The following is a 20,157-nucleotide window of genomic DNA, read 5'->3' on the forward strand; positions in this document are numbered from 1 at the left end:
TTTGTGTGAATAAACCTTGGTAAACCTTTGCGCTTATTTCTTATAGATAGATCATACGGTTTTATATTTTTTGAATTTCAAGTCGCAGGGCTTATACAGGAAAGAACCTGCACTCAGCCGTCCTACAGAATAAGTTCCGCAGGGAACCGAGGACTGTAACTTACAAAGGCGATAAAAGAAATATCTACTTCCTAGACATTTGAAAATTCTTGAACTTTTGGTTACTTTTCTTTCAAGAGAAAAGTAACAGGTTCAAATAAATTCAGTAATTTATTTAGAATTTCTTTCAAATATCAAATTAAGTTAAAGTAACAAATAAAAAAACTATCAAAATTATTTTTCTAGCAGGATATCTTATTTTTTTTTGTAAGTCCTTTTATCTGTTTTTAGATATTAACAATTCATATGTCTGACATATGAATTGTTTGCAAGTTTTTATCAAATATATAGTGAAAATTATTAAAATATATGATAGAATTATAGTAAAGATTATTTTAGTAGGGAGTGAGGATATTGGATTTACACTATCTAAGAATATTTTATGAAGTTGCAAAGGAAAGAAGTTTTACTAAAGCAGCAAATAAATTGTATATAAATCAATCTGCAGTGTCTATTCAGGTTAAAAAATTTGAGGAACTTTTAAATACAAAACTATTTGACAGAAGTTCTAAAAAAATAAAACTGACGTATTCTGGAGAAGTTCTTTATAAAATGGCTGAAGAGATATTTCAGAAGGTAAAGAGAGCCGAAAAAGAGATGACTAGGATAATAGAACTAGACAAGGCGAAGATATCAATAGGATCAACATCTACAGTAGGAGAACCACTTATTCCTAAATTGATGAAAGCTTTTTCTAAGGTGCACTCTGAGATAGAATATGATATAATCTTTTCTGATAAGCAGAGACTTCTCAAGAGTTTGAAAGAGGGAGAGCTTGATGTTATCATAATAGATGAAGAACACATAACAGACTCAAACCTAGAAGTAATAGAAGTGGATAAATTTCCTTATGTACTTGTAAGTAAAGAAGACTACAGGGATATAGAGGATGTCATAGATACTCCGCTTATATCAAGAAAAACTATACCTAACAATAATGAAGCCATAGCTGCACTTGAAAATAAATATAAAATCTCTTTTGATAATCAGATTTCAGTTATGGGAAGTCTAGAAACAATAAAAGGTATGGTAAGAGAGGGAGTAGGAAACGTAATACTTCCGTATTATTCAGTTTATAAAGAGGTAGAAGCTGGAGAGTTTAAGATAATAGAAAAAATAGAAGAGGTTGAAGACGCTTATCAGATAGTTATAACTAAGGATAAGAGAACACTTCTTGAAATAATTAAATTTATAAACTTCACCCAAAATTTTAAAATTATATAGGAGGATTTATGCAACTTATTGATTCATATATAAAAACTTACAATTTATTGGAAACTTTTATAAAGGAAGAGAAAATATCTAATACAACTGAAAAAGTTGCCATGTGTCTTGCTCGTGTTTTTGAAAACGGAAATAAGGCTCTCATCTGCGGAAACGGAGGGAGTAACTGTGATGCTCTTCACTTTGCAGAGGAGTTTACAGGGAGATTCAGAAGTGACAGAAAAGCCCTTCCTGCTATAGCCATATCCGATTCATCTCATATAACATGTGTGGGAAATGATTATGGATTTGACTATATTTTTTCTAGAGGTGTAGAGGCCTATGGAAAAGAGGGAGATTTCTTTATCGGAATATCAACAAGCGGAAACTCTGCAAATGTAATAAAAGCTGTGGAAGCTGCTAAAAAAGCAGGTTTAAAAACATGCCTTCTTTTGGGAAAAGACGGAGGAAAGCTAAAGGGAATGTGTGACTACGAGTTCATAATTCCTGGAGAAACCTCAGACAGAATACAGGAGATTCATATGATGATTCTTCATATTATTATAGAAGGTGTAGAAAAAATAATGTTTCCTGAAAACTATAAATAAAAAAGAGCCATATGGCTCTTTTTTATTTATCTAGTGAACAGCTGCTGATATCATTTTCTTGGTCTGGTTTATCTATACTAATTACTTTTATCTTTTGGTCTATAAGTTTTTCCCCTCGTTGCTTGTCAAAAAAGTATATAAGTCCAAATGAGACAGCTAAAAATAAAAAGCTCATAAAAACTCCCTGTCCTTCAGTAAAGCCTAATTTCTGACCTAAAAAGTATCCTGCCATCATAAAAATAATAGGCATCAGATAAACCAATGCTGCAATATTTAGCAGAGATGAATCCTCTATTTCAAAGGTAACAATATCACCTATACTAAGTTTTTCCTTGCATTTAAAAGAAAAAGTCGAGCCCATCTTGGTACTAGAACTGCATCCTGAACAGTGGGCACAGGCACTGTCCCGATATAAGTGAACCTTTATATTGTCGTTGTTTATTTTTTCTATAATCCCTTTGTTTATCATAAAAATACCACCTTTAAATAGAATAGTTAATTTGTGACATAATCGATATGTAAATTATATCACAGGAAAACCTCTTTGTAAAAGTAGGATAGGAATATCTTGAAAAGTAGGGGGGGATATGATAAAATTAGAGTAAAAGTTTTTAGGGGGTAAAGGTGGAAAAAGCTAAGGATAATAAAGAGGTAAAACTAGCAACTCTTTTTATATCTTTATTTTTTTTATATCATTTTATAAAGGGGAAATTCTTTTTTGAAAGTAGAATTTTTGAACTTCTTTATACAATTTTTGGAGTTTATTATTATTTCTTGATAGCTTACCCGCTCCTTATATCCTACTCCTGCTCTTTAGAGGACAGTAAAAGAAAGATGGTTTTGAAAACCCGAATGTTTTTCACAGTCCTTTTTTTCTTTTTTTGCACCCTTATGACGGTGATTTTTCAGATGAAAGAGTATAACTATGACGGTGTAAGGCTGGAAAAGCAACTTATAAAGGTATCCTGGATAGAAGATGAGCTAGGAGGAATGGCCACCATGCTCATAGATTTATTATATTTTAATTTTGAGAAATTACATCTTTATATTTTTTCAACTGTTGTAATTTTTATCTCCTTCTTTTTTATTTTTGGAAGTAGCGTAAGAGGATTTATAAAAAGTATCGGAAATATAAAAAACTTTTATGTAGAGAAAAAAGAGCTTGTAAAAAGGGAAAGAGAGTTACAGGAAAAAATCAGTATAAAAGAGAGTATCGAAAAAGAGATGCTTATTAAAAAAGAAAAATATCTCCAGGAAAAAGAGCGAAAGATAAGAGAAAAAGTAAAAGAGGTTCTACAGGACAGTTCCGATGGATACCAGGGAGAGCCTGAAATACAAAAAATTACTTCTGAGTCTGCTGCAGTGGATGACTTGATAAAAGAAGAAAAAATTGTCACTGAGAAGGAGAAGGATTTAATAAATGATATTGGCATCTAAATCACCGAGAAGGAAAGAGATATTGGAAGGATTTGGCATAGAGCTAGAGATCCTGACTTCAAGTATAGAAGAAACAAGTGATAAAGACGGACTTTTAGAGCAGATAATGGATATTTCTAGAAAAAAATCTCTGGATATTTCCGAAAAAAGAAAAAAAAGTTATGTGGTATCAGCAGATACTGTCGTTGTATTAGAGGGTAAGATACTAGGGAAGCCAAAAGACGAGGACGAGGCCTTTTATATGCTAAACTCTCTGTCTGGAAAACAGCACAAGGTTCTCACCGCCTATACTTTAATGAACTCTGAGAAAAAAATAGATTTCACAAGTTATGATACTACAGAAGTTTTTTTTAAAGAACTTTCAGAAGAGGAAATAAGATGGTATATATCAACTGGTGAACCTATGGACAAGGCCGGTGCTTATGGTATACAGGGAAAGGGATCAGTACTGGTAAAAAAAATAGAGGGTGATTTTTTTAATGTAATGGGATTCCCTATAAGCAAGTTTTACGATGACCTTAAAGATCTAGATTTAAGCATAGATGAACTAAATAAAACTATAGAGGTGGAAGAATGTTAAAAGCAATAAACAAAGCACTTGGGATGTTTTCAGAAGATTTAGGTATAGATTTAGGTACTGCAAATACTCTGGTTTGTGTAAAAAATAAAGGTGTTGTTTTAAACGAACCCTCTGTAGTTGCTGTAAATAATAAAACAAAAGAAATATACGCAGTGGGAGATAAAGCCAAGAGAATGATCGGTCGTACTCCTGCAGTGATAGATGCCATAAGGCCCCTTAAAAACGGAGTTATTGCTGACTATGAAGTGACTGAGAAAATGCTTCGTGAATTTTATAAAAGGGTGCATAAAAGAAAGTTTCTTGCAAATCCAAGAGTTGTGATATGTGTACCTGCAGGGGTTACACAGGTAGAAAAAAGAGCGGTTATCGATGTGACCAGAGAAGCTGGTGCCAGAGAGGCTTACCTTATTGAAGAACCTATGGCGGCTGCAATCGGGGCGGGCTTAAATATATTTGAGCCCGACGGTAATTTTATAATAGACATAGGAGGAGGGACTACTGAAATCGCAGTAATATCTCTAGGAGGAATAGTCAAGACCTCGTCTTTAAGAGTTGCAGGAGATAAATTTGACACTGCAATAGTTCAGTATGTGAGACAAAAGCATAACCTTCTTATAGGGGATAAAACTGCCGAAGAGATCAAGGTTAATGTAGGCAGTGCAATAGATTTAGAAGAGGAACTGACAATAGAGATAAGCGGAAGAAACGTTTTAAATGGACTTCCAAAGAATGTATCCATTAATTCCTCTGAAATAAAAGAAGCCTTAGACGAGATGATGCATCAAATTATAGAAGAGATAAAAGTTATATTAGAGAAAACTCCTCCTGAATTGTCATCAGATATAAAAAGAAAAGGGATAGTTCTTGTAGGAGGAGGAGCCCTTATAAGAGGAATAGACAAGAAAATTTCAGATGCTCTGCAACTTAGTGTACAGATAACTGAATTTCCTCTGAATGCAGTGGTGATGGGTATAGAGGAGTTATTAAAGAATTTTGAAAAATACAGAGAGGTTATTATTTCTCCAGAAACAGATTATTAAGTTTATTTAGGAGAAGCCTATGAAGAAAATTTTATTGTTTTATATAATGATATCGACATTTTTGTATGGAGAGTATCTAAGTACCAACGGAAAAGTTAGTTTTTTTTATGATACAGAAATGCAAAGACTTCACAGTATAAAGGGAGATGTTTTTGACTCTCCATCTATATCGCAGATAGAGGTAGGAGTTATGCTAGAAAAGAAAATCTACTTACTCAGGGATCATGTCCTAGATGTAAGTCTAGTGGAAGGAACTAGCATACTTGTTATAAAAAGCAGGATAGAGGATGTGGACATAAATACCTATGTATTTCCCTCTTCTTATGATAAAAAAAGGGTGTATCTTATAAATGAGTTTCTGAATCCTTCTGTGAAAAAAGATATTGAGATCTTATATAGAGTTATTCCTTATAATGATACAGGGGTAATAGGCTATATTCCATATAAAAATTATTATACTTATGGAAAAGCAAGGTTTAAATCATTGAATAACGGATCAGGGCTTTATATATCCAATGATGAATACTTAGATGTTTTTAAATTCCGTAAGGTAAAAAATAAAGATGTAAAATACCAGGAAGATAAACTTTTTTTGTTACTAAGATTGTTGATAAAAAGAAAAAAAGTTATGACATGGTGGCTTTTGATTTTTCAAATGATGAATGGCCCAATAAAATTATTTTAACTGCTGAGGCCCTGAAAGAGGAATATTTGTCTTGGGGAGACTGGAACTGGGATTTTAAAAGATATCCAAAGGATATAGAGGCACAGCTTTCTCACTTAAAAATGCTTATAACAGGGGGAAAAATACCTGACCTTGTGTATTATGGTAAAAGCAGAGAAAATCTGTCTACAAATCTTGATTTAGCTACAATACTTTCCATCTATGGGAAATCAGAAGAAAGCAGAAAAATCTTACAAAGTTATAAATTCAGAAGAAAAAACAGTGCTGAAGATGTAGCAGTCTTGCTTTCCCTGTTTAAAAGCTGGGAGTTCTCAGAGGAACCCTTTGACAACTCTAAGTTTTTAACCAAGGTCTATCCCGTAATAATGAGAACCCTAAAGGGGATAAACTCCGACGGAAAGTTTGACAGTGAAAGCCAAGAGATAAAAGTTTACTATGACCTCATAGTACTTATGGAGGAACTCATAGTGAATTCCATAGATATAAAAAATCTTCCTAGAAATCTACTGATAGAGAAGCTAGAGAAAGTAAAAAAATATGTGGAAATAAATTTTATGACGCCTGACGGGATAAAAGACAACCCTAAATCTGCAGAGGTTAATCCAAAAAATATAAAATTTGTAGAACTTTATCCTGAAAAGTCCAAAAGATTTTTTATTGAAGAGGAGTTTGAAAAATACTACGACAAAAGACTGGGATACCTTATACTTGAAGGTGAGCCTTTTATGGACTTAGAATATAACCTAAATTTTACTCTGGTTCTTTACAACAACTTTTTTCAAAGAGAGGGAGAAAGATTGTACAGTAGAATAAGAGAATTGGTGGTAGAAAATAAAAATTATCTGGTTCCAGAAATGTATACCAGGGAGAAAAATATGGCAGGCATATACGGTGAACTGATACACTTATATCTGCTGACCAACTATTACAGGGGGATAGAATGAACCTAAAACTATACTTAGAATCCATACTGCTCTTATCTGGAGAGGAACTTAAAATTTCGGAACTCTGTAAATTTTTTAAAAAAGATCACCAAGAAATTGTTGAAATACTGAACGAGATAAAAAATGAGAGAAAAAACACCGGAATAAATGTTGAGATAAATACTGAAAACGTCTATCTTACAACCAATCCAGCTAGCGGAGAGATTATACACAAGTTTTTTAACCAGGAGTCAAAACCTAAAAAACTCTCTGGGGCAGCCTTAGAAACGTTGTCTATAATAGCCTACAGGCAGCCAGTTACCAAAAGTGAGATAGAAGGAATAAGAGGTGTGTCTGCAGAAGGTGTTATTCAGAATTTAGAGGACAAGAAATTAATTAGAGTTTGTGGGAAAAAAGAAAGCGTAGGGAGACCAAATCTATACGAAGTAACAGATAGGTTTTTTAGTTATCTGAAAATAGATTCGATAGAGGAACTTCCAAATTATGATGAGGTGAAAAGGCACATTGAAAGAGAAAATGAGGATAAATAAATATCTTTCTTCTATAGGGGTAGCATCTAGAAGAGAAATAGACAGACTTGTAGAAAAAGGGTCTATAAAAGTGAATGGTGCAATAGCAACTCCTGGAATGCAAGTGTCTGAATCAGATACCATAGAGATAAACGGAAAAAAATTCAGAAAAAACCGGGGAAAAGTTTATTTTATGCTTTACAAACCCACTGGAGTAATAAGTGCAGCAAAGGATGACAGAGGAAGAAAAACCGTAGTGGATCTTGTAAAATACCAAGAGAGAATTTATCCTGTAGGAAGACTTGACTTTGATACAGAGGGACTAATTCTTTTGACCAATGACGGAGATTTTTTTAATAAAATAATGCATCCCAAATCAGAAGTGTATAAAGAGTACCATGTAGACGTTATGGGAAAAGTAAATAAGCTTGAGATAGACAAACTAAAAAGAGGAGTAAGACTAGAAGACGGAATTACCCTGCCTGCTAAAGTTGAGCTTCTAGATTCTTCTCATGAAACATCAAAACTGAGAATATCCATAAGGGAAGGTAGAAATCGTCAAATAAGAAGAATGTGCAAAGCAGTAGGACATCCTGTGACTCATCTGAAAAGAGAAAAAATAGGAGAATTATCCTTGGGAAGATTAAAAAAAGGAGGGTTCAGAGAGTTGTCCAAAAAAGAGATCGAATACCTATACTCTCTGTAAAGAATTATGAAAAAAAGAATTTTTTTAGTGGATTTTGATAAAACGATATCTGACAGAGATACTACAGATGCAATCTTAGAACGGCATAATCCAGACTTACTGGCATCTACCCGTAAGTTGTTTCGAAAAGGTGAAATAGATATAAAAAAGTATCTTCAAATCCTTGTAGAATCTCTTTCAATGACGGAAAAAGAGTTTGAAAAAGAGATCTCTGTTGGAATAAAAATAGATTCTTTTTTCAAAGATTTTTTTCAAAAAGATCATGAAATCAGAATTGTAAGTGCCGGAACTTACCATAATGTAATTTCAAATTTGAAAAAGGCAGGTATTAAATTTCCTGAAGAGCATATTTACTCGAATATACTAAAATTTCAGGGAAAGAAGATAAAGGTAGAGTTTCCTGATGCAGATTCTTTTGAGGGAATATGTAAAAGAAGAGTTGTGGAAAAATATAAAGAAGAATATAAAGAAGTTGTGTTTATAGGGGATGGATCGTCAGACTATTACGGGGCTTCTAAGGCACACAGAGTTTTTGCTAAAAAAGGACTCAGATTAGAGGAGTATTGCCTTGCAAATAATATTGAATATACTTCATTTGAAAGTTTTGAAGAAATAATTAAAATTTATAATATATAGGAGGATAAGAATGTCTTTAACAAGAGAAGAAGTTTTGAAAGTGGCTAAACTTGCCAGACTTGAATTTAAAGATGAGGAGATACAAAAATTTCAGATACAATTAAACGACATATTAGGATATATAGATATCTTGGACGAGGTAGACACAGACGGGGTAGAACCATTGATTCATGTAAATGAGGGATTAGGGAAACTGAGAGAGGACGAGATAAGAAAATCCTTTACTGTAGAGGAAGCCCTTAAAAATGCTCCTCAGTCAGAAGCAGACACTATAATAGTTCCAAAAGTTGTAGGAGAATGATTTAAAAAAAGCTTTTTTAAGTGAAAAATATTCTCTATTTTTTGTAAATAGATAGATTGTAAATAAAAGAGGAGGAAAAATATCTTATGGATAGATTTTATAAACTTACTGCCTTTGAAATAAAGGAAAAAATCTCCACAGGAGAGATAAAGGCAGTAGATGTAATAGCTGATATTTTTGACAGGATAGAAAAAACTGAAAGTAAAATAGACAGCTTTGTTTCTCTGAGAAAAGAGGGAGCCCTTGAAGATGCTAAAAATATAGATGAAAAAGTAGCTAAGGGAGAAGCACTCGGTGCCCTTGCAGGAGTACCAGTGGCTTTAAAGGACAACATGGTATCCTACAATGAACCGTCATCATCTTGCTCCAAGATTTTAGATGGATATATTGGTGTATATGATGCCACAGTAGTAAAAAAAATAAAAGAATCTGACGCAATTATAATAGGTAAAACAAACATGGACCAATTTGCAATGGGTTCTTCTACAGTGACTTCCTGCTATAAAAAAACTAAAAATCCTTGGGACCTTGAAAGAGTTCCAGGAGGAAGCAGCGGAGGATCGGCAAGTGCTGTAGCAGCACAGCAGGCAATAATAACTCTTGGTTCAGACACTGGTGGAAGTATCAGGCAGCCTGCATCATTCTGTGGGACGGTGGGATTAAAGCCTACTTACGGAAGAGTTTCGAGATATGGTCTCATGGCTTTTGCATCTTCATTAGACCAGATCGGACCATTTACCAAGACTGTAAAAGATGCAGCTCTCTGTATGAATGTAATTTCAGGATCAGATGATTATGATTCTACAGTTCAGGATGTGGAAGTTCCAGATTATACGAAATTTCTTACAGGAGATGTAAGAGGAATGAAAATAGGAGTTCCCAAGGAATATTTTGTTGAAGGAATGAAACCTGAGGTAGAAAAAGCCGTAAGAGATGCAATGGTGAAATTTCAAGAAATGGGTGCTGAGATAGTGGATATCTCTTTACCTCATACTAAGTATGGGGTATCAGCATACTATATAATAGCTCCTGCTGAAGCTAGTTCAAACCTTGCTAGATTTGACGGAGTAAGATACGGACACAGAAGTGAAAACTATAAGGGTGTAGAAGATCTTTATGTTAAATCAAGAAGTGAAGGTTTTGGAGATGAAGTAAAAAGAAGGATAATGATGGGGACATATGTGCTTAGTGCAGGTTTTTATGATGCTTATTACAAGAAAGCACAAAAAGTCAGAAGGCTTATGAAGGAAGATTTTGAAAAAGCCTTTGAAAAAGTGGATATTATCTTGACTCCTACCGCTCCAAGTGCTGCCTTTAGGCTAGATGATGAGAAGACTCCCCTCGAGATGTATCTAGAAGATGTATTTACAATTCCTGTTAATATGGCGGGACTTCCGGGGATATCAGTTCCTGCAGAAATAGTTAACGATCTTCCTGTGGGGATACAATTAGTGGGGAAACCATTTGGTGAAGGGGATATTCTAAAAGCTGCTGATGCCTTTGAAAAGGCAAGAGGAGAATGGAATTTTCCGGAGTTTGAGTAATAACAAAAGAGGAATGGAGGGTTAAATATACATGGCTATAGAATGGGAATCGGTAATTGGACTGGAAGTTCACTTGCAGTTAAAAACAGGGACTAAAGTATGGTGTGGATGTAGTGCAGACTATGACAACTCGGCACCGAATACTCATACATGCCCTATCTGCCTTGGTCATCCAGGAGCACTTCCAAAATTAAACAGAAAAGTTGCAGAGTATGGTGTAAAAGCTGCACTGGCACTTAACTGCCGAATAAACAACGAAAGCAGATTTGATAGAAAAAATTATTTTTATCCTGATTTGACAAAGGGGTATCAGATAACTCAGTTTGATGTACCCTACGCAGAAGAAGGTCATATAGATGTAAAACTTAATTCTGGAAAAGAAAGCAGAATAGGGATAACAAGAATACAGATAGAAGAGGATACAGGTAAATCTATACATGCAGGAGAGGAATCTTTTATCAATTATAACAGGGCTTCTATGCCACTAATCGAAATCATATCAGATCCAGATATAAGAAGTTCAGAAGAGGCATATGAATACCTAAATCTACTGAAAACATCCGTAAAATACACCGGAATAAGTGATGTATCCATGGAATTAGGATCCTTGAGATGTGATGCAAATATATCTGTAAGACCTAAAGGAGAGGAAAAGTACGGTACAAGGGTAGAAGTAAAAAATCTGAATTCCTTTAAGGCAGTGGCTAGAGCTATCGACTATGAGATAGGAAGACAGATAGAGGAAATCGAAAACGGAGGAACAATCCACCAGGAGACTAGACTCTGGGATGATGAATCTCAGGTGACAAGACTCATGAGAAGCAAAGAGGAAGCTATGGATTACAGGTACTTTCCAGAGCCTGATCTAGGAGTGCTCTATATATCCGATGAACTTATAGATAATATCAAAAAAGAGATGCCAGAATCCAAAATAGAGAAGGTTAAAAGATTTATTGAGGATTATGGTCTTTCTGAATATGATTCAAACATACTTTGTGATGAAATAGAACTTGGTAATTATTTTGAGACTGCTGCAAAAATATCTGGAAATTCCAAGACTACTGCGAACTGGATAATAACAGAAGTTTTAAGGGTTTTAAAAGACAGTCAAAAATCGATAGAAGAGTTTGAAATATCACCAGAAGATTTGGGTGAAATAGTAAAATTAATAGGAAACGGATCTATTTCAGGAAAGATAGCCAAGAAAGTTTTTGAAATAAAGCTAACAGATAAAAGATCACCTGAAGAGATAGTAAAGGCTGAAGGACTTGCACAAGTAGCTGATGAAGGTGCAATTGAGGCCATGGTAGACGAAGTACTTGCTAATAATGGAAAACTTGTAGAAGACTATCATAATGCAGATGAAGGCAGAAAACCAAGAGTTCTTAAAGGACTTATAGGACAGGTTATGAAGGCATCTAGGGGTAAGGCAAATCCTCAGATGGTAACAGATCTTTTGACAAAAAAATTATAATAATCAAAGAGGATTCCCTAGGGAATCCTCTTTGATTATCTAATTAAAATTTTACTTTAGTAATGGCAAACCGTATTTTTCAGGAGAGACTATACGGGTGCACTTCTGGGAATATCCAAAGATTCCCCAGGGATCAAGTGAGCCTTTTAATTTTAGGATGTCAGGTTCAGATAACACAGCTTTTCCGTAGTATTTTTTACCGTTCCAGGAGTCATATACCCAGCCATCTTTTAAAATATTGCTGTTTTTAGAGTCTAATTTCATATTTCCCACTACTTTTAATCCCATTACCTTTCTATTTCTAAGGAGAGGGTCAGGATTTCTTCGATCTATCTGGATCTCACTTTCCATAGGGTCTCTTTTGGGGTATAGAGGGTTTTTTAACCACACTACATGTCCAGAGAATTCTTTGTTCTCCTGAGTTATATGTATTATGGTTTTTCCCGATGGTATGAGCCAGTAACCTTCAAAAGATTTTCCCATTATATTTATTGATAAGACTATAAAAATAAAAAAAAATTTCACAAAAACCGCCTTTTATTATTTGTTTGATTAATTATTGAGTTTATAAAAATTCCTTATTTAATCTATTTTTTTAAATATTTTTTTTTTCAAACCGCAGGTTGGACAGGTCCAATTATCGTCAAGTTGATCAAAGGGAAGATTCATCTGATTTCCATTATCATATTCAATATAAACATATATATACCCACAGTGGATACATTGATATTTTTCAGTTTTCATATCTAAACCTCCTCATAATTTTAATATATGTACATAAATCATACCTTAATTCTGCTGATAAAATCAATTTTACTTAAAAGTTTAATTAATTTTACTAGATATTTCAAAATATAGATATAATTAACCAAAGAAAATTATCTTTTTTTTATTACTAAAAACGGTATACTGTTTTAAACTAAAGTTATTTACAGATCAAGGAGGAAAAAAAATGAAAAAAATTACCGAAAGATTTTTTAAATATATAAAAATTGATACCAAATCAGATGAAAGCAGGCTGACATGTCCAAGTACAGAAAGTCAGATGGGATTTGCAAAACTCATGGTAGAGGAACTAAAGGCCATAGGAATGGATAGAGTATCCCTAGACGACAATGGCTATGTATCTGCTACTCTTTCTTCAAATACAGATAAAGATATACCTGTAATAGGATTTGTAGCTCATATGGATACTGCCCCGTCTTTTTCTGGTAAAAATATAAATCCAAGAATTGTTGAAAAATATAACGGAGAAGAGATTATCTTAAATAATCAGGATAATATCATAATGTCTCCTAATGATTTTCCTGAACTAAAAAATTATCTGGGACAGGATCTCATAGTCACAGACGGGACTACTCTTCTAGGAGCAGATGATAAGGCAGGGATAACAGAGATAATAACAGCCATGGAATATCTAATAAATAATCCTCATATAAAACATGGGGAGATAAAAGTGGGGTTCACACCTGATGAAGAGATAGGAAAGGGAGCTGATTTATTTGATGTTGAAAAATTTGGAGCAGACTATGCCTATACAATTGATGGAGGTGAGATAGGGGAGCTAGAGTATGAAAATTTCAATGCAGCATCAGCAATGATAAAAATAAACGGAAGAAATATCCATCCTGGAACCTCTAAAAATAAAATGGTAAATTCTGTGCTTCTCGGTATGGAGTTAAATTCTATGCTCCCTGTAAATGAAAGACCTGAATATACTGAAAACTATGAGGGGTTTTTTCTCCTCTGTGATATAAAGGGAGATGTAGAGAGTACCAACATGAACTATATCATAAGGGATCATCATATTGAAAAATTTGATCAGAAGAAAAATCTCATAAAAAATGCAGTTGATTTTCTCAATAAAAAATATGGCCTTGGAATTTTTGAACTGGAAATAAAAGACAGTTACTATAATATGAGGGAAAAAGTTTTACCTGTTATAGAAATAGTGGATATTGTAAAAAAATCAATGGAGGATATTGGAATAAATCCCATTGTGAAACCTATAAGAGGCGGAACAGACGGAGCAAGACTTTCTTATATGGGCCTGCCATGTCCAAATATATTCACAGGTGGGCATAATTTTCACGGGAAGTTTGAGTATATTCCAGTGCAGTCAATGGAAAAATCTGTGGAACTTATAGTTAAAATCTGTCAAAATTATGTAGAAAGTGAAATTTCAATTAAGAAAAAAAAGTAACTTTTGCATATTATTTTTTAATAGGTTTTGACAGTTAGATTGTTTATGTGTATAATAAAGAATATTCCTTATATAAAAAATAAAGAAAGGGGATTTTATGATTGTCAACAATTCAGTAGAGCTTATAGGAAATACACCTGTAGTAAGGCTGTCCAATCTACATCAGGACGGAATGGCTGAAATTTATATAAAATTAGAGGGTAAAAATCCAGGTGGAAGTATAAAAGACAGAGCTGCTCTAGGAATGATAGAAGAAGCTGAAAAATCAGGGATACTGAAAAAAAACGGAGTTATAATAGAGCCTACAAGTGGAAATACAGGTATTGCATTAACTCTTATAGGGGTTTTAAAAGGTTACAGGGTAATAGTTGTAATGCCTGACACCATGAGTGTAGAGAGAAGAAATATAGTAAAATCATACGGTGGGGAACTTGTGCTTACTGATGGTTCTCTTGGCATGAAAGGTGCTATTGAAAAAGCTGAAGAACTTTCTTATAATATTGCCGGTAGTTTTATACCTCAGCAGTTTACCAATAAAGCCAATCCTGCAAAGCATTATGAAAGTACTGCAGAGGAAATTCTTGAGGATTTTGATAGTTTAGATGCTTTTGTCACAGGAGTAGGTACCGGTGGGACAGTCACAGGTATTGGTAAAAAATTAAAAGAAAAGATGAAAAATATAAAAATATATGCAGTGGAACCGGAAACATCTGCTGTAATGTCAGGAGAAAATCCAGGAAAACACAAGATACAGGGTATAGGGGCAGGTTTTATACCTGAAATATTAGATATGGATATTGTGGACGAAGTGATACAAATAAATGATGCTGAGGCTTACGAATCTGCCAGAGATACAGCTAAAAAAGAGGGACTGCTTCTTGGGATATCATCTGGGGCAAATATTGCAGCTGCAGTAAAAGTAGCCAAAGAACTGGGAGAAGGGAAAAAAGTTTTGACCATATCTCCAGACGGAGGAGAGAAGTATCTCTCTACAGACCTTTACGGATAAAATATAAAGAATAAAAAAATGGAAAGAGAGGTATATCTATGTTTAAAGGATTAAAATACGATTTAGATAATATACTTAAACAAGATCCTGCTGCTAGAAGCAGACTGGAAGTCTTTTTTCTTTACCCGAGTATTCACTCGGTTATTTTTCACAGAATTTCCAGTTTTCTTTACAATAAAAAGTTTTTTTTCCTGGCTAGATTTATCTCTCAATTTGCACGTTTTTTAACAGGGATAGAAATACATCCAGGTGCTAAAATAGGAAAAGGCCTATTTATTGATCACGGTATGGGAGTAGTAATAGGTGAAACAGCTGTTGTTGGAAATAACATAACCCTTTATCATCAGGTCACTTTAGGAGGGACAGGAAATGAGAAAGGTAAGAGACATCCTACAGTAGAGGATGGTTGTATAATTGGATCTGGAGCCAAAGTTTTGGGTAATATAACATTGGGTCCAGGAAGCAGAGTGGGAGCCAACTCGGTGGTTTTAAAAGATGTACCTGCTGGAGCTACTGTAGTTGGGATACCAGCAGCGATAAAAAAAAAGCGGTATAAAATAAACAAAGAAGCTGAAATGACTTCAAAAAGAGCGTAGATTTAAACTGTGGAATTTGTTCCACAGTTTTTTTATAAAATTTTTGAAAAAAAGTTTTCTTAATTTATGATATATTAGATATAAATCGAAATAACAAAAGATTAATGTGCAGAGACAGATAGGAGAACAGAGTATGAGCAGATTTGATATAGGAAAATTAATGATAGGGAACATAGAACTTACAATGCTTTTTAAAGACTCCTATATGGATCTTCTGAAAATAGAAAAAAATATGAAAACAGAGATAAAAAAACTGGATTTTTCAAAGGAGTTTTACTTTTCAGGTAAAAAGACAGAATTTTTTTACTCTTCTTATACTGAGTATATTAAAGCAAAGTGGGATAAAAGATATAAAACTTTTGGAATACGGAAAGGTTATATATTGTCTGAGGGCAATAATTACTTGTACGGATAATATTATAGATAATGAAAATAAGGGTGTGCTTTTTTTGAAAACGCCCAAAAATACTGTGGTAAATAATGTGCTTCTGCTGATGGTATGTCAGAATATACTTATAAACACCTTGAATAATCTAGGGGATGACAAAGGAGAGGTAGCACGGGTTATCTTAGAAAAAATTCATAGAGTGGCAGAAAGTGAGGGCCTTAGAGATGAAGGACTATATAAAAAATATCCTAATCCTCAAGAAATAATAGAAAAAATCCACAGGGGTATAGGGGGTGAACTTTTACAACTTTCCCTATGGGCACCTATGGAATTAGAAAAATTAGCTTCTTTGGATAAATTTAACAGAGGTTTGTATGATATCGGAATGGCCCTTCAAGGTCTAGATGACCTAAGTGATATGGAGGAAGACCTTGATGCTAATAAAGTGAACCTCGGAATATCACACCTGATAAATAATTTATCTTTTGAAAAAGACAATTTGAAGCTTAAATTCTGGATCTCTGATGAAAACATTACTGGGGAATTCAGAAGGTTTTTATCCCAGTGCACAAAGGAATGTATAGAAAAGTCACTGGAGGGTTTTGAAAAACTGAGAGAAGGTGGATATCCTGTTTCGACAAATGAAGCAGTCACCCTAATGAAAATTCTTTTTAAACTTAGGGGACTTGAGAATCTATGGGAAATCAGTTATGAAAACAGATAAAAGGTAAGTCGGTTGTTTTTAAAATGGAGGTGTATTAAATGTCAATAAGTACAAAATCTGGAGATAAAGGAAATACCAGTCTCTGGAGTGGAGAAAGAGTGAATAAATCTAGTAACAGAGTTGAAGCCTATGGAACTGTAGATGAACTTAATTCCTTTATAGGTGAGGCAAAACACTATGTGAAAATTTACAGAATAAAAGAGATAATATCCGAAATACAAGATGATCTTTTTAAAGTGGGTGGGTCCCTTGCAAGTATAGGGGAATTTAAATACCCGGTGACTGATGGAGATGTAGACAGAATAACAGGTTATGTTCATGAGTTTGAAAAGAAAATTTCTTTTAATGGGTTTGTCATTCCAGGAACCACCATACAGTCGGCAAAACTAGATGTATGCAGAACCATAGCAAGGAGAAGTGAAAGAAGGGTTAACACTCTTTCAGAAAATGAAGAAACAGATGAAAACGTAAAAAAATACTTAAATAGATTGTCGGATTTGATATATATAATGGCGAGGTATGAGGAAAAATCTGAGGGGAAACTACGACTTAAAAAGTGGGATTGAAAAAAGGAAGGTTATGACCTTCCTTTTTAATTACATGGAACTCAAAAGATTATCTTTGAGGTTTCTGAATTCAAATAAAATCTCTTTTAAGAGATCTTTGTCTTCTATTGAAAATCTAAAATACTGATTCAGAGAAGTAACAAGTTTATTTAGTCTAGATTTTGAAATGCCCTCTTTGAAAACCAAAATAAGTTTTTCTTTTATTTTTTCCTTGGATGATAGTGTCTCTTGAAAAATAGCAATATTATCTAAATGTTCTTTTATAGTAGATTCTTTTAGATTTTTTTCTTTTAAATTATCTTCAAAGGCCTCTATACTACAAGTTTTAAGGTCCTCTAAAGGAGAGTCATCACTGTCTGTCTCATTCTCAAAATTTTCACAGACATCTAATGGTATATTTGATTTTAAGAACTCTATGGAACCTTCGGCTGAATTCCAATATTCTCCAAAATTTTCCCAATAATACAGAAACTTATTCTGAAGTGAGTTAAAAGGGATGTACTTATGAGATTCCTCTTGGAAAAAGCTGTTTTCTTTTTCAAGCTGTAGATATACCTTTATATTTTTGCTGTTTAGGTTAGAGATCAAAGCTTTTGCTTCGTCTAATTTACCCGTTATATACAAAGATAAAATCTCATTGAAGACCATAGATGGATTTTTATCTTTATCATAGTTTTCTGAAACTTTTATAACAGAATTATAATCTTTTAATTCAAAAAGAGTGTCTACAAGAATTTCACTTACATCCTGTTCGTCACTAGGGTTTAACTTTAACAAAAGACTGAAAGTCTCCTTTGCTTTAACTGGATTTCCTGCATTTAAACTTCTCACACCAATATTATATACAAAGGTTAGGAAATCTCTGTTTGATCCATACTTCCAGCAGATCATATCTTCCGGTTTCAAATTTTTTAGGATTAGTTGTACATCTTTTTCTCCTTGTTTAAAGAGTTTTGAAACCTTGAGATGATTTCCCTGACCAAGTGCTATATCTATAAGGGAGTTGTATGATTCATAATGACATTTAAGATTTTTTACAACGTTGCTTAGCATGGTTTCAGACTTTGAAAACTCTTCTTTTTCAAGAGCCTCCATGGCCAGATTATATTTTTCAATATATGTGTTTGCTTTATCTGGAAATAACAATATAAATTCATTTTCTGCAGCCCTTTCTAGATTAGGGGTAATTACCAAGTTCTTTTTATTTATTTTTCTTACCAAAAAAATCCGCTCCTTCTAAAAAAAATTACCCTGTATTTTAACACGAAGAGAGATATAATTCAAGGATGCTTACTCTTGCAAGGGTCTTTGAAATAATGTATAATAAACGAAGGGTAAAAAATAAATTTTATACGTGAAATAGACACTGCAGCTAATTATCTAAAATTCTTGAGATAGTTGGCTGTTAAATATTTTAAAGTATATTATTGGAAATTTAAAGTGAATTTTTTAAAGCTTATACTTTAGTTTTATAAAAAACAAAAATTTTAAAGAGGTGTATGTGATGATTGGTTTTGCACTAAAAAAAATGCCTCCGTCGAGAATATTGCTTTTGGTTTTTGTTGTCGCGATATTTGTGGGCAGTTTTCTTCTTCTTCTTCCTGCTGCAGTAACCCCTGGGAATAAGATAGGTTATCTCACATCTATTTTCACCGTTACTTCGGCAGTTTGTGTTACAGGTCTCACAGTAGTAGATGTCAGCAAGGTTTTTTCTCCCTTTGGTCAGAGTGTAATACTTTTTTTCATACAGTTGGGTGGGCTGGGAATAATGACTTTTTCATCTATTTTATTTATGATGATAGGAAAAAGAATAACCTATCATGAGATGAAAATACTAAAAGAAGATTTAAATGCAGAAAATACAGGTGAGATAGTTCAACTGGTTAAAAGACTGGTAATGATTGTCTTTACAATTGAGATTATTGGGACAATTTTTTTAACATTGGAATTTTTAAAAGAGATGCCCTTTAAAAAAGCACTACTTTTTGGGATTTTCCACTCTATATCGGCATTTTGTAATGCTGGATTTTCTTTATTTACAACAGGTCTTGAGGGCTATTCGGGAAGTGTTATTATCAATCTTACAATTGCACTGCTGATAATATTAGGTGGTATTGGCTTTGCAGTTATAAGTTCTTTTATTAGCTATTATAAGACGAAGAAAAAAAGATTTAATCTGAGTTCTAAAATGGTTCTCAGAATTTCGACAATATTAACCTTAGGGGGAATGGTGCTTTTTTTTGCACTAGAATACAGGAATCCACTGACCATTGGAAAGATGAATTTTTTCCATAAGATCATGGCATCTTTTTTTCAGAGTGTGACAACAAGGACGGCTGGGTTTAATACAGTGCCTATAGGAAGTCTTACTCCAGGTACAATCTTTTTATTTTGTGTACTTATGTTTATAGGGGCCTCACCTGGATCTACAGGAGGAGGTATCAAGACTACAACCTTTGGAGTAATAATGGTCTATGTAGTCGGGATAGTAAGAGGACAGGAAGATATAGAAATATCAAACAGAAGAATCACCTGGCAGATATTAAATAGAGCCCTTGCAATACTAGTCATATCGGTAGCCTATGTGAGCACTATTATTTTAATAATGTTAATGACGGACCATCTGGGATTCAGTGAGACTATATTTGAAGTTATATCAGCTTTCGGAACTGTGGGTCTTTCTATGGGTGTTACTGCTGATATGAATGAATTTTCAAGAATACTAATAATAATAACAATGCTTATTGGAAGAGTGGGTCCTCTCACCTTTGCACTGGCTCTAGGTGAACAGTCAAAGAAGAAAGAGAGAAAATATCCAAAGGAAAATATTCTGATAGGATAAATT

General features: G+C 33.7%; 24 protein-coding genes. 20 read left to right on the forward strand and 4 right to left on the reverse strand.

Going from position 1 to position 20,157, the window contains the following annotated elements:
- Positions 1-513 precede the first annotated feature (513 nt).
- Entirely contained in the window at positions 514-1,383 is an 870-nt protein-coding gene (locus ILYOP_RS03000) for a LysR family transcriptional regulator (protein WP_013387038.1), read from the forward strand.
- 8 nt (positions 1,384-1,391) lie between these two features.
- Positions 1,392-1,970, forward strand: a complete 579-nt coding sequence (gene gmhA, locus ILYOP_RS03005; RefSeq protein ID WP_013387039.1) for a D-sedoheptulose 7-phosphate isomerase — start codon at positions 1,392-1,394, stop codon at positions 1,968-1,970.
- Positions 1,971-1,992: 22 nt separating this feature from the next.
- On the opposite strand, the gene ILYOP_RS03010 is transcribed toward gmhA, so the two are convergent.
- Positions 1,993-2,439: a SoxR reducing system RseC family protein gene (locus ILYOP_RS03010; RefSeq protein WP_013387040.1), complete on the reverse strand. Its 447-nt coding sequence runs from the start codon at positions 2,437-2,439 to the stop codon at positions 1,993-1,995.
- A gap of 155 nt (positions 2,440-2,594) precedes the next feature.
- Here ILYOP_RS03010 and ILYOP_RS03015 point away from each other — a divergent pair, with 155 nt between their 5' ends.
- The 11 genes from ILYOP_RS03015 to gatB all read left to right on the forward strand — a co-directional run bounded on the left by ILYOP_RS03015 (position 2,595) and on the right by gatB (position 11,826).
- Positions 2,595-3,407 (forward strand): hypothetical protein, encoded by an 813-nt coding sequence (locus ILYOP_RS03015; protein ID WP_013387041.1) that lies wholly within the window; start codon positions 2,595-2,597, stop codon positions 3,405-3,407.
- Positions 3,391-3,987 (forward strand): Maf family protein, encoded by a 597-nt coding sequence (locus ILYOP_RS03020; protein WP_013387042.1) that lies wholly within the window; start codon positions 3,391-3,393, stop codon positions 3,985-3,987. Before ILYOP_RS03015 ends, ILYOP_RS03020 begins: the two co-directional genes overlap by 17 nt.
- Positions 3,981-5,027: a rod shape-determining protein gene (gene mreB / locus ILYOP_RS03025; RefSeq protein ID WP_013387043.1), complete on the forward strand. Its 1,047-nt coding sequence runs from the start codon at positions 3,981-3,983 to the stop codon at positions 5,025-5,027. Before ILYOP_RS03020 ends, mreB begins: the two co-directional genes overlap by 7 nt.
- 19 nt (positions 5,028-5,046) lie before the next feature.
- Entirely contained in the window at positions 5,047-5,712 is a 666-nt protein-coding gene (locus ILYOP_RS03030; RefSeq protein WP_013387044.1) for a hypothetical protein, read from the forward strand.
- Positions 5,661-6,656 (forward strand): hypothetical protein, encoded by a 996-nt coding sequence (locus tag ILYOP_RS03035; protein ID WP_013387045.1) that lies wholly within the window; start codon positions 5,661-5,663, stop codon positions 6,654-6,656. The genes ILYOP_RS03030 and ILYOP_RS03035 overlap by 52 nt, the downstream gene beginning before the upstream one ends.
- On the forward strand, positions 6,653-7,186 hold the full coding sequence (gene scpB / locus ILYOP_RS03040) for an SMC-Scp complex subunit ScpB (protein WP_013387046.1): 534 nt from the start codon (positions 6,653-6,655) through the stop codon (positions 7,184-7,186). The genes ILYOP_RS03035 and scpB overlap by 4 nt, the downstream gene beginning before the upstream one ends.
- Positions 7,173-7,871, forward strand: coding sequence for a pseudouridine synthase (locus tag ILYOP_RS03045; RefSeq protein ID WP_041921107.1), 699 nt, complete (start codon positions 7,173-7,175; stop codon positions 7,869-7,871). Before scpB ends, ILYOP_RS03045 begins: the two co-directional genes overlap by 14 nt.
- A gap of 6 nt (positions 7,872-7,877) precedes the next feature.
- Complete coding sequence (locus tag ILYOP_RS03050; RefSeq protein WP_013387048.1) at positions 7,878-8,507, forward strand: HAD-IB family phosphatase; 630 nt, start codon at positions 7,878-7,880, stop codon at positions 8,505-8,507.
- Positions 8,508-8,517: 10 nt separating this feature from the next.
- Complete coding sequence (gatC, locus tag ILYOP_RS03055; protein ID WP_013387049.1) at positions 8,518-8,808, forward strand: Asp-tRNA(Asn)/Glu-tRNA(Gln) amidotransferase subunit GatC; 291 nt, start codon at positions 8,518-8,520, stop codon at positions 8,806-8,808.
- Positions 8,809-8,894: 86 nt separating this feature from the next.
- Positions 8,895-10,352: an Asp-tRNA(Asn)/Glu-tRNA(Gln) amidotransferase subunit GatA gene (gene gatA / locus ILYOP_RS03060; protein WP_013387050.1), complete on the forward strand. Its 1,458-nt coding sequence runs from the start codon at positions 8,895-8,897 to the stop codon at positions 10,350-10,352.
- Between the two features lie 31 nt (positions 10,353-10,383).
- On the forward strand, positions 10,384-11,826 hold the full coding sequence (gene gatB / locus ILYOP_RS03065; RefSeq protein ID WP_013387051.1) for an Asp-tRNA(Asn)/Glu-tRNA(Gln) amidotransferase subunit GatB: 1,443 nt from the start codon (positions 10,384-10,386) through the stop codon (positions 11,824-11,826).
- Positions 11,827-11,877: 51 nt separating this feature from the next.
- Here gatB and ILYOP_RS03070 read toward each other — a convergent pair whose 3' ends face one another.
- Both ILYOP_RS03070 and ILYOP_RS15470 read right to left on the reverse strand, forming a co-directional pair.
- On the reverse strand, positions 11,878-12,351 hold the full coding sequence (locus ILYOP_RS03070; protein WP_013387052.1) for a DUF2147 domain-containing protein: 474 nt from the start codon (positions 12,349-12,351) through the stop codon (positions 11,878-11,880).
- 57 nt (positions 12,352-12,408) lie between these two features.
- Entirely contained in the window at positions 12,409-12,570 is a 162-nt protein-coding gene (locus ILYOP_RS15470; RefSeq protein ID WP_013387053.1) for a rubredoxin, read from the reverse strand.
- Positions 12,571-12,778: 208 nt separating this feature from the next.
- Between ILYOP_RS15470 and pepT the strand changes: the two genes are divergently transcribed.
- The 6 genes from pepT (at position 12,779) to ILYOP_RS03100 (ending at position 17,312) form a co-directional block, all read left to right on the forward strand.
- Positions 12,779-14,029 (forward strand): peptidase T, encoded by a 1,251-nt coding sequence (gene pepT, locus ILYOP_RS03075; RefSeq protein ID WP_013387054.1) that lies wholly within the window; start codon positions 12,779-12,781, stop codon positions 14,027-14,029.
- 97 nt (positions 14,030-14,126) lie between these two features.
- Entirely contained in the window at positions 14,127-15,038 is a 912-nt protein-coding gene (cysK, locus tag ILYOP_RS03080; protein WP_013387055.1) for a cysteine synthase A, read from the forward strand.
- Between the two features lie 38 nt (positions 15,039-15,076).
- On the forward strand, positions 15,077-15,634 hold the full coding sequence (gene epsC / locus ILYOP_RS03085; protein WP_013387056.1) for a serine O-acetyltransferase EpsC: 558 nt from the start codon (positions 15,077-15,079) through the stop codon (positions 15,632-15,634).
- A 133-nt stretch (positions 15,635-15,767) separates the two neighbouring features.
- Positions 15,768-16,049: a hypothetical protein gene (locus tag ILYOP_RS03090; RefSeq protein WP_013387057.1), complete on the forward strand. Its 282-nt coding sequence runs from the start codon at positions 15,768-15,770 to the stop codon at positions 16,047-16,049.
- Between the two features lie 55 nt (positions 16,050-16,104).
- Positions 16,105-16,746, forward strand: coding sequence for a hypothetical protein (locus ILYOP_RS03095; protein WP_222838866.1), 642 nt, complete (start codon positions 16,105-16,107; stop codon positions 16,744-16,746).
- Positions 16,747-16,784: 38 nt separating this feature from the next.
- Positions 16,785-17,312, forward strand: coding sequence for a cob(I)yrinic acid a,c-diamide adenosyltransferase (locus ILYOP_RS03100; RefSeq protein WP_013387059.1), 528 nt, complete (start codon positions 16,785-16,787; stop codon positions 17,310-17,312).
- A gap of 30 nt (positions 17,313-17,342) precedes the next feature.
- On the opposite strand, the gene ILYOP_RS03105 is transcribed toward ILYOP_RS03100, so the two are convergent.
- The gene (locus ILYOP_RS03105) at positions 17,343-18,533 is read right to left on the reverse strand and encodes a tetratricopeptide repeat protein (protein ID WP_013387060.1); all 1,191 of its coding nucleotides are present in this window, start codon (positions 18,531-18,533) and stop codon (positions 17,343-17,345) included.
- Between the two features lie 283 nt (positions 18,534-18,816).
- Here ILYOP_RS03105 and ILYOP_RS03110 point away from each other — a divergent pair, with 283 nt between their 5' ends.
- Positions 18,817-20,154, forward strand: coding sequence for a TrkH family potassium uptake protein (locus tag ILYOP_RS03110; RefSeq protein WP_013387061.1), 1,338 nt, complete (start codon positions 18,817-18,819; stop codon positions 20,152-20,154).
- Positions 20,155-20,157 lie beyond the last annotated feature (3 nt).

Origin of the sequence: Ilyobacter polytropus DSM 2926, from assembly GCF_000165505.1 — a bacterium.
In the GTDB taxonomy this organism is placed as follows: domain Bacteria; phylum Fusobacteriota; class Fusobacteriia; order Fusobacteriales; family Fusobacteriaceae; genus Ilyobacter; species Ilyobacter polytropus.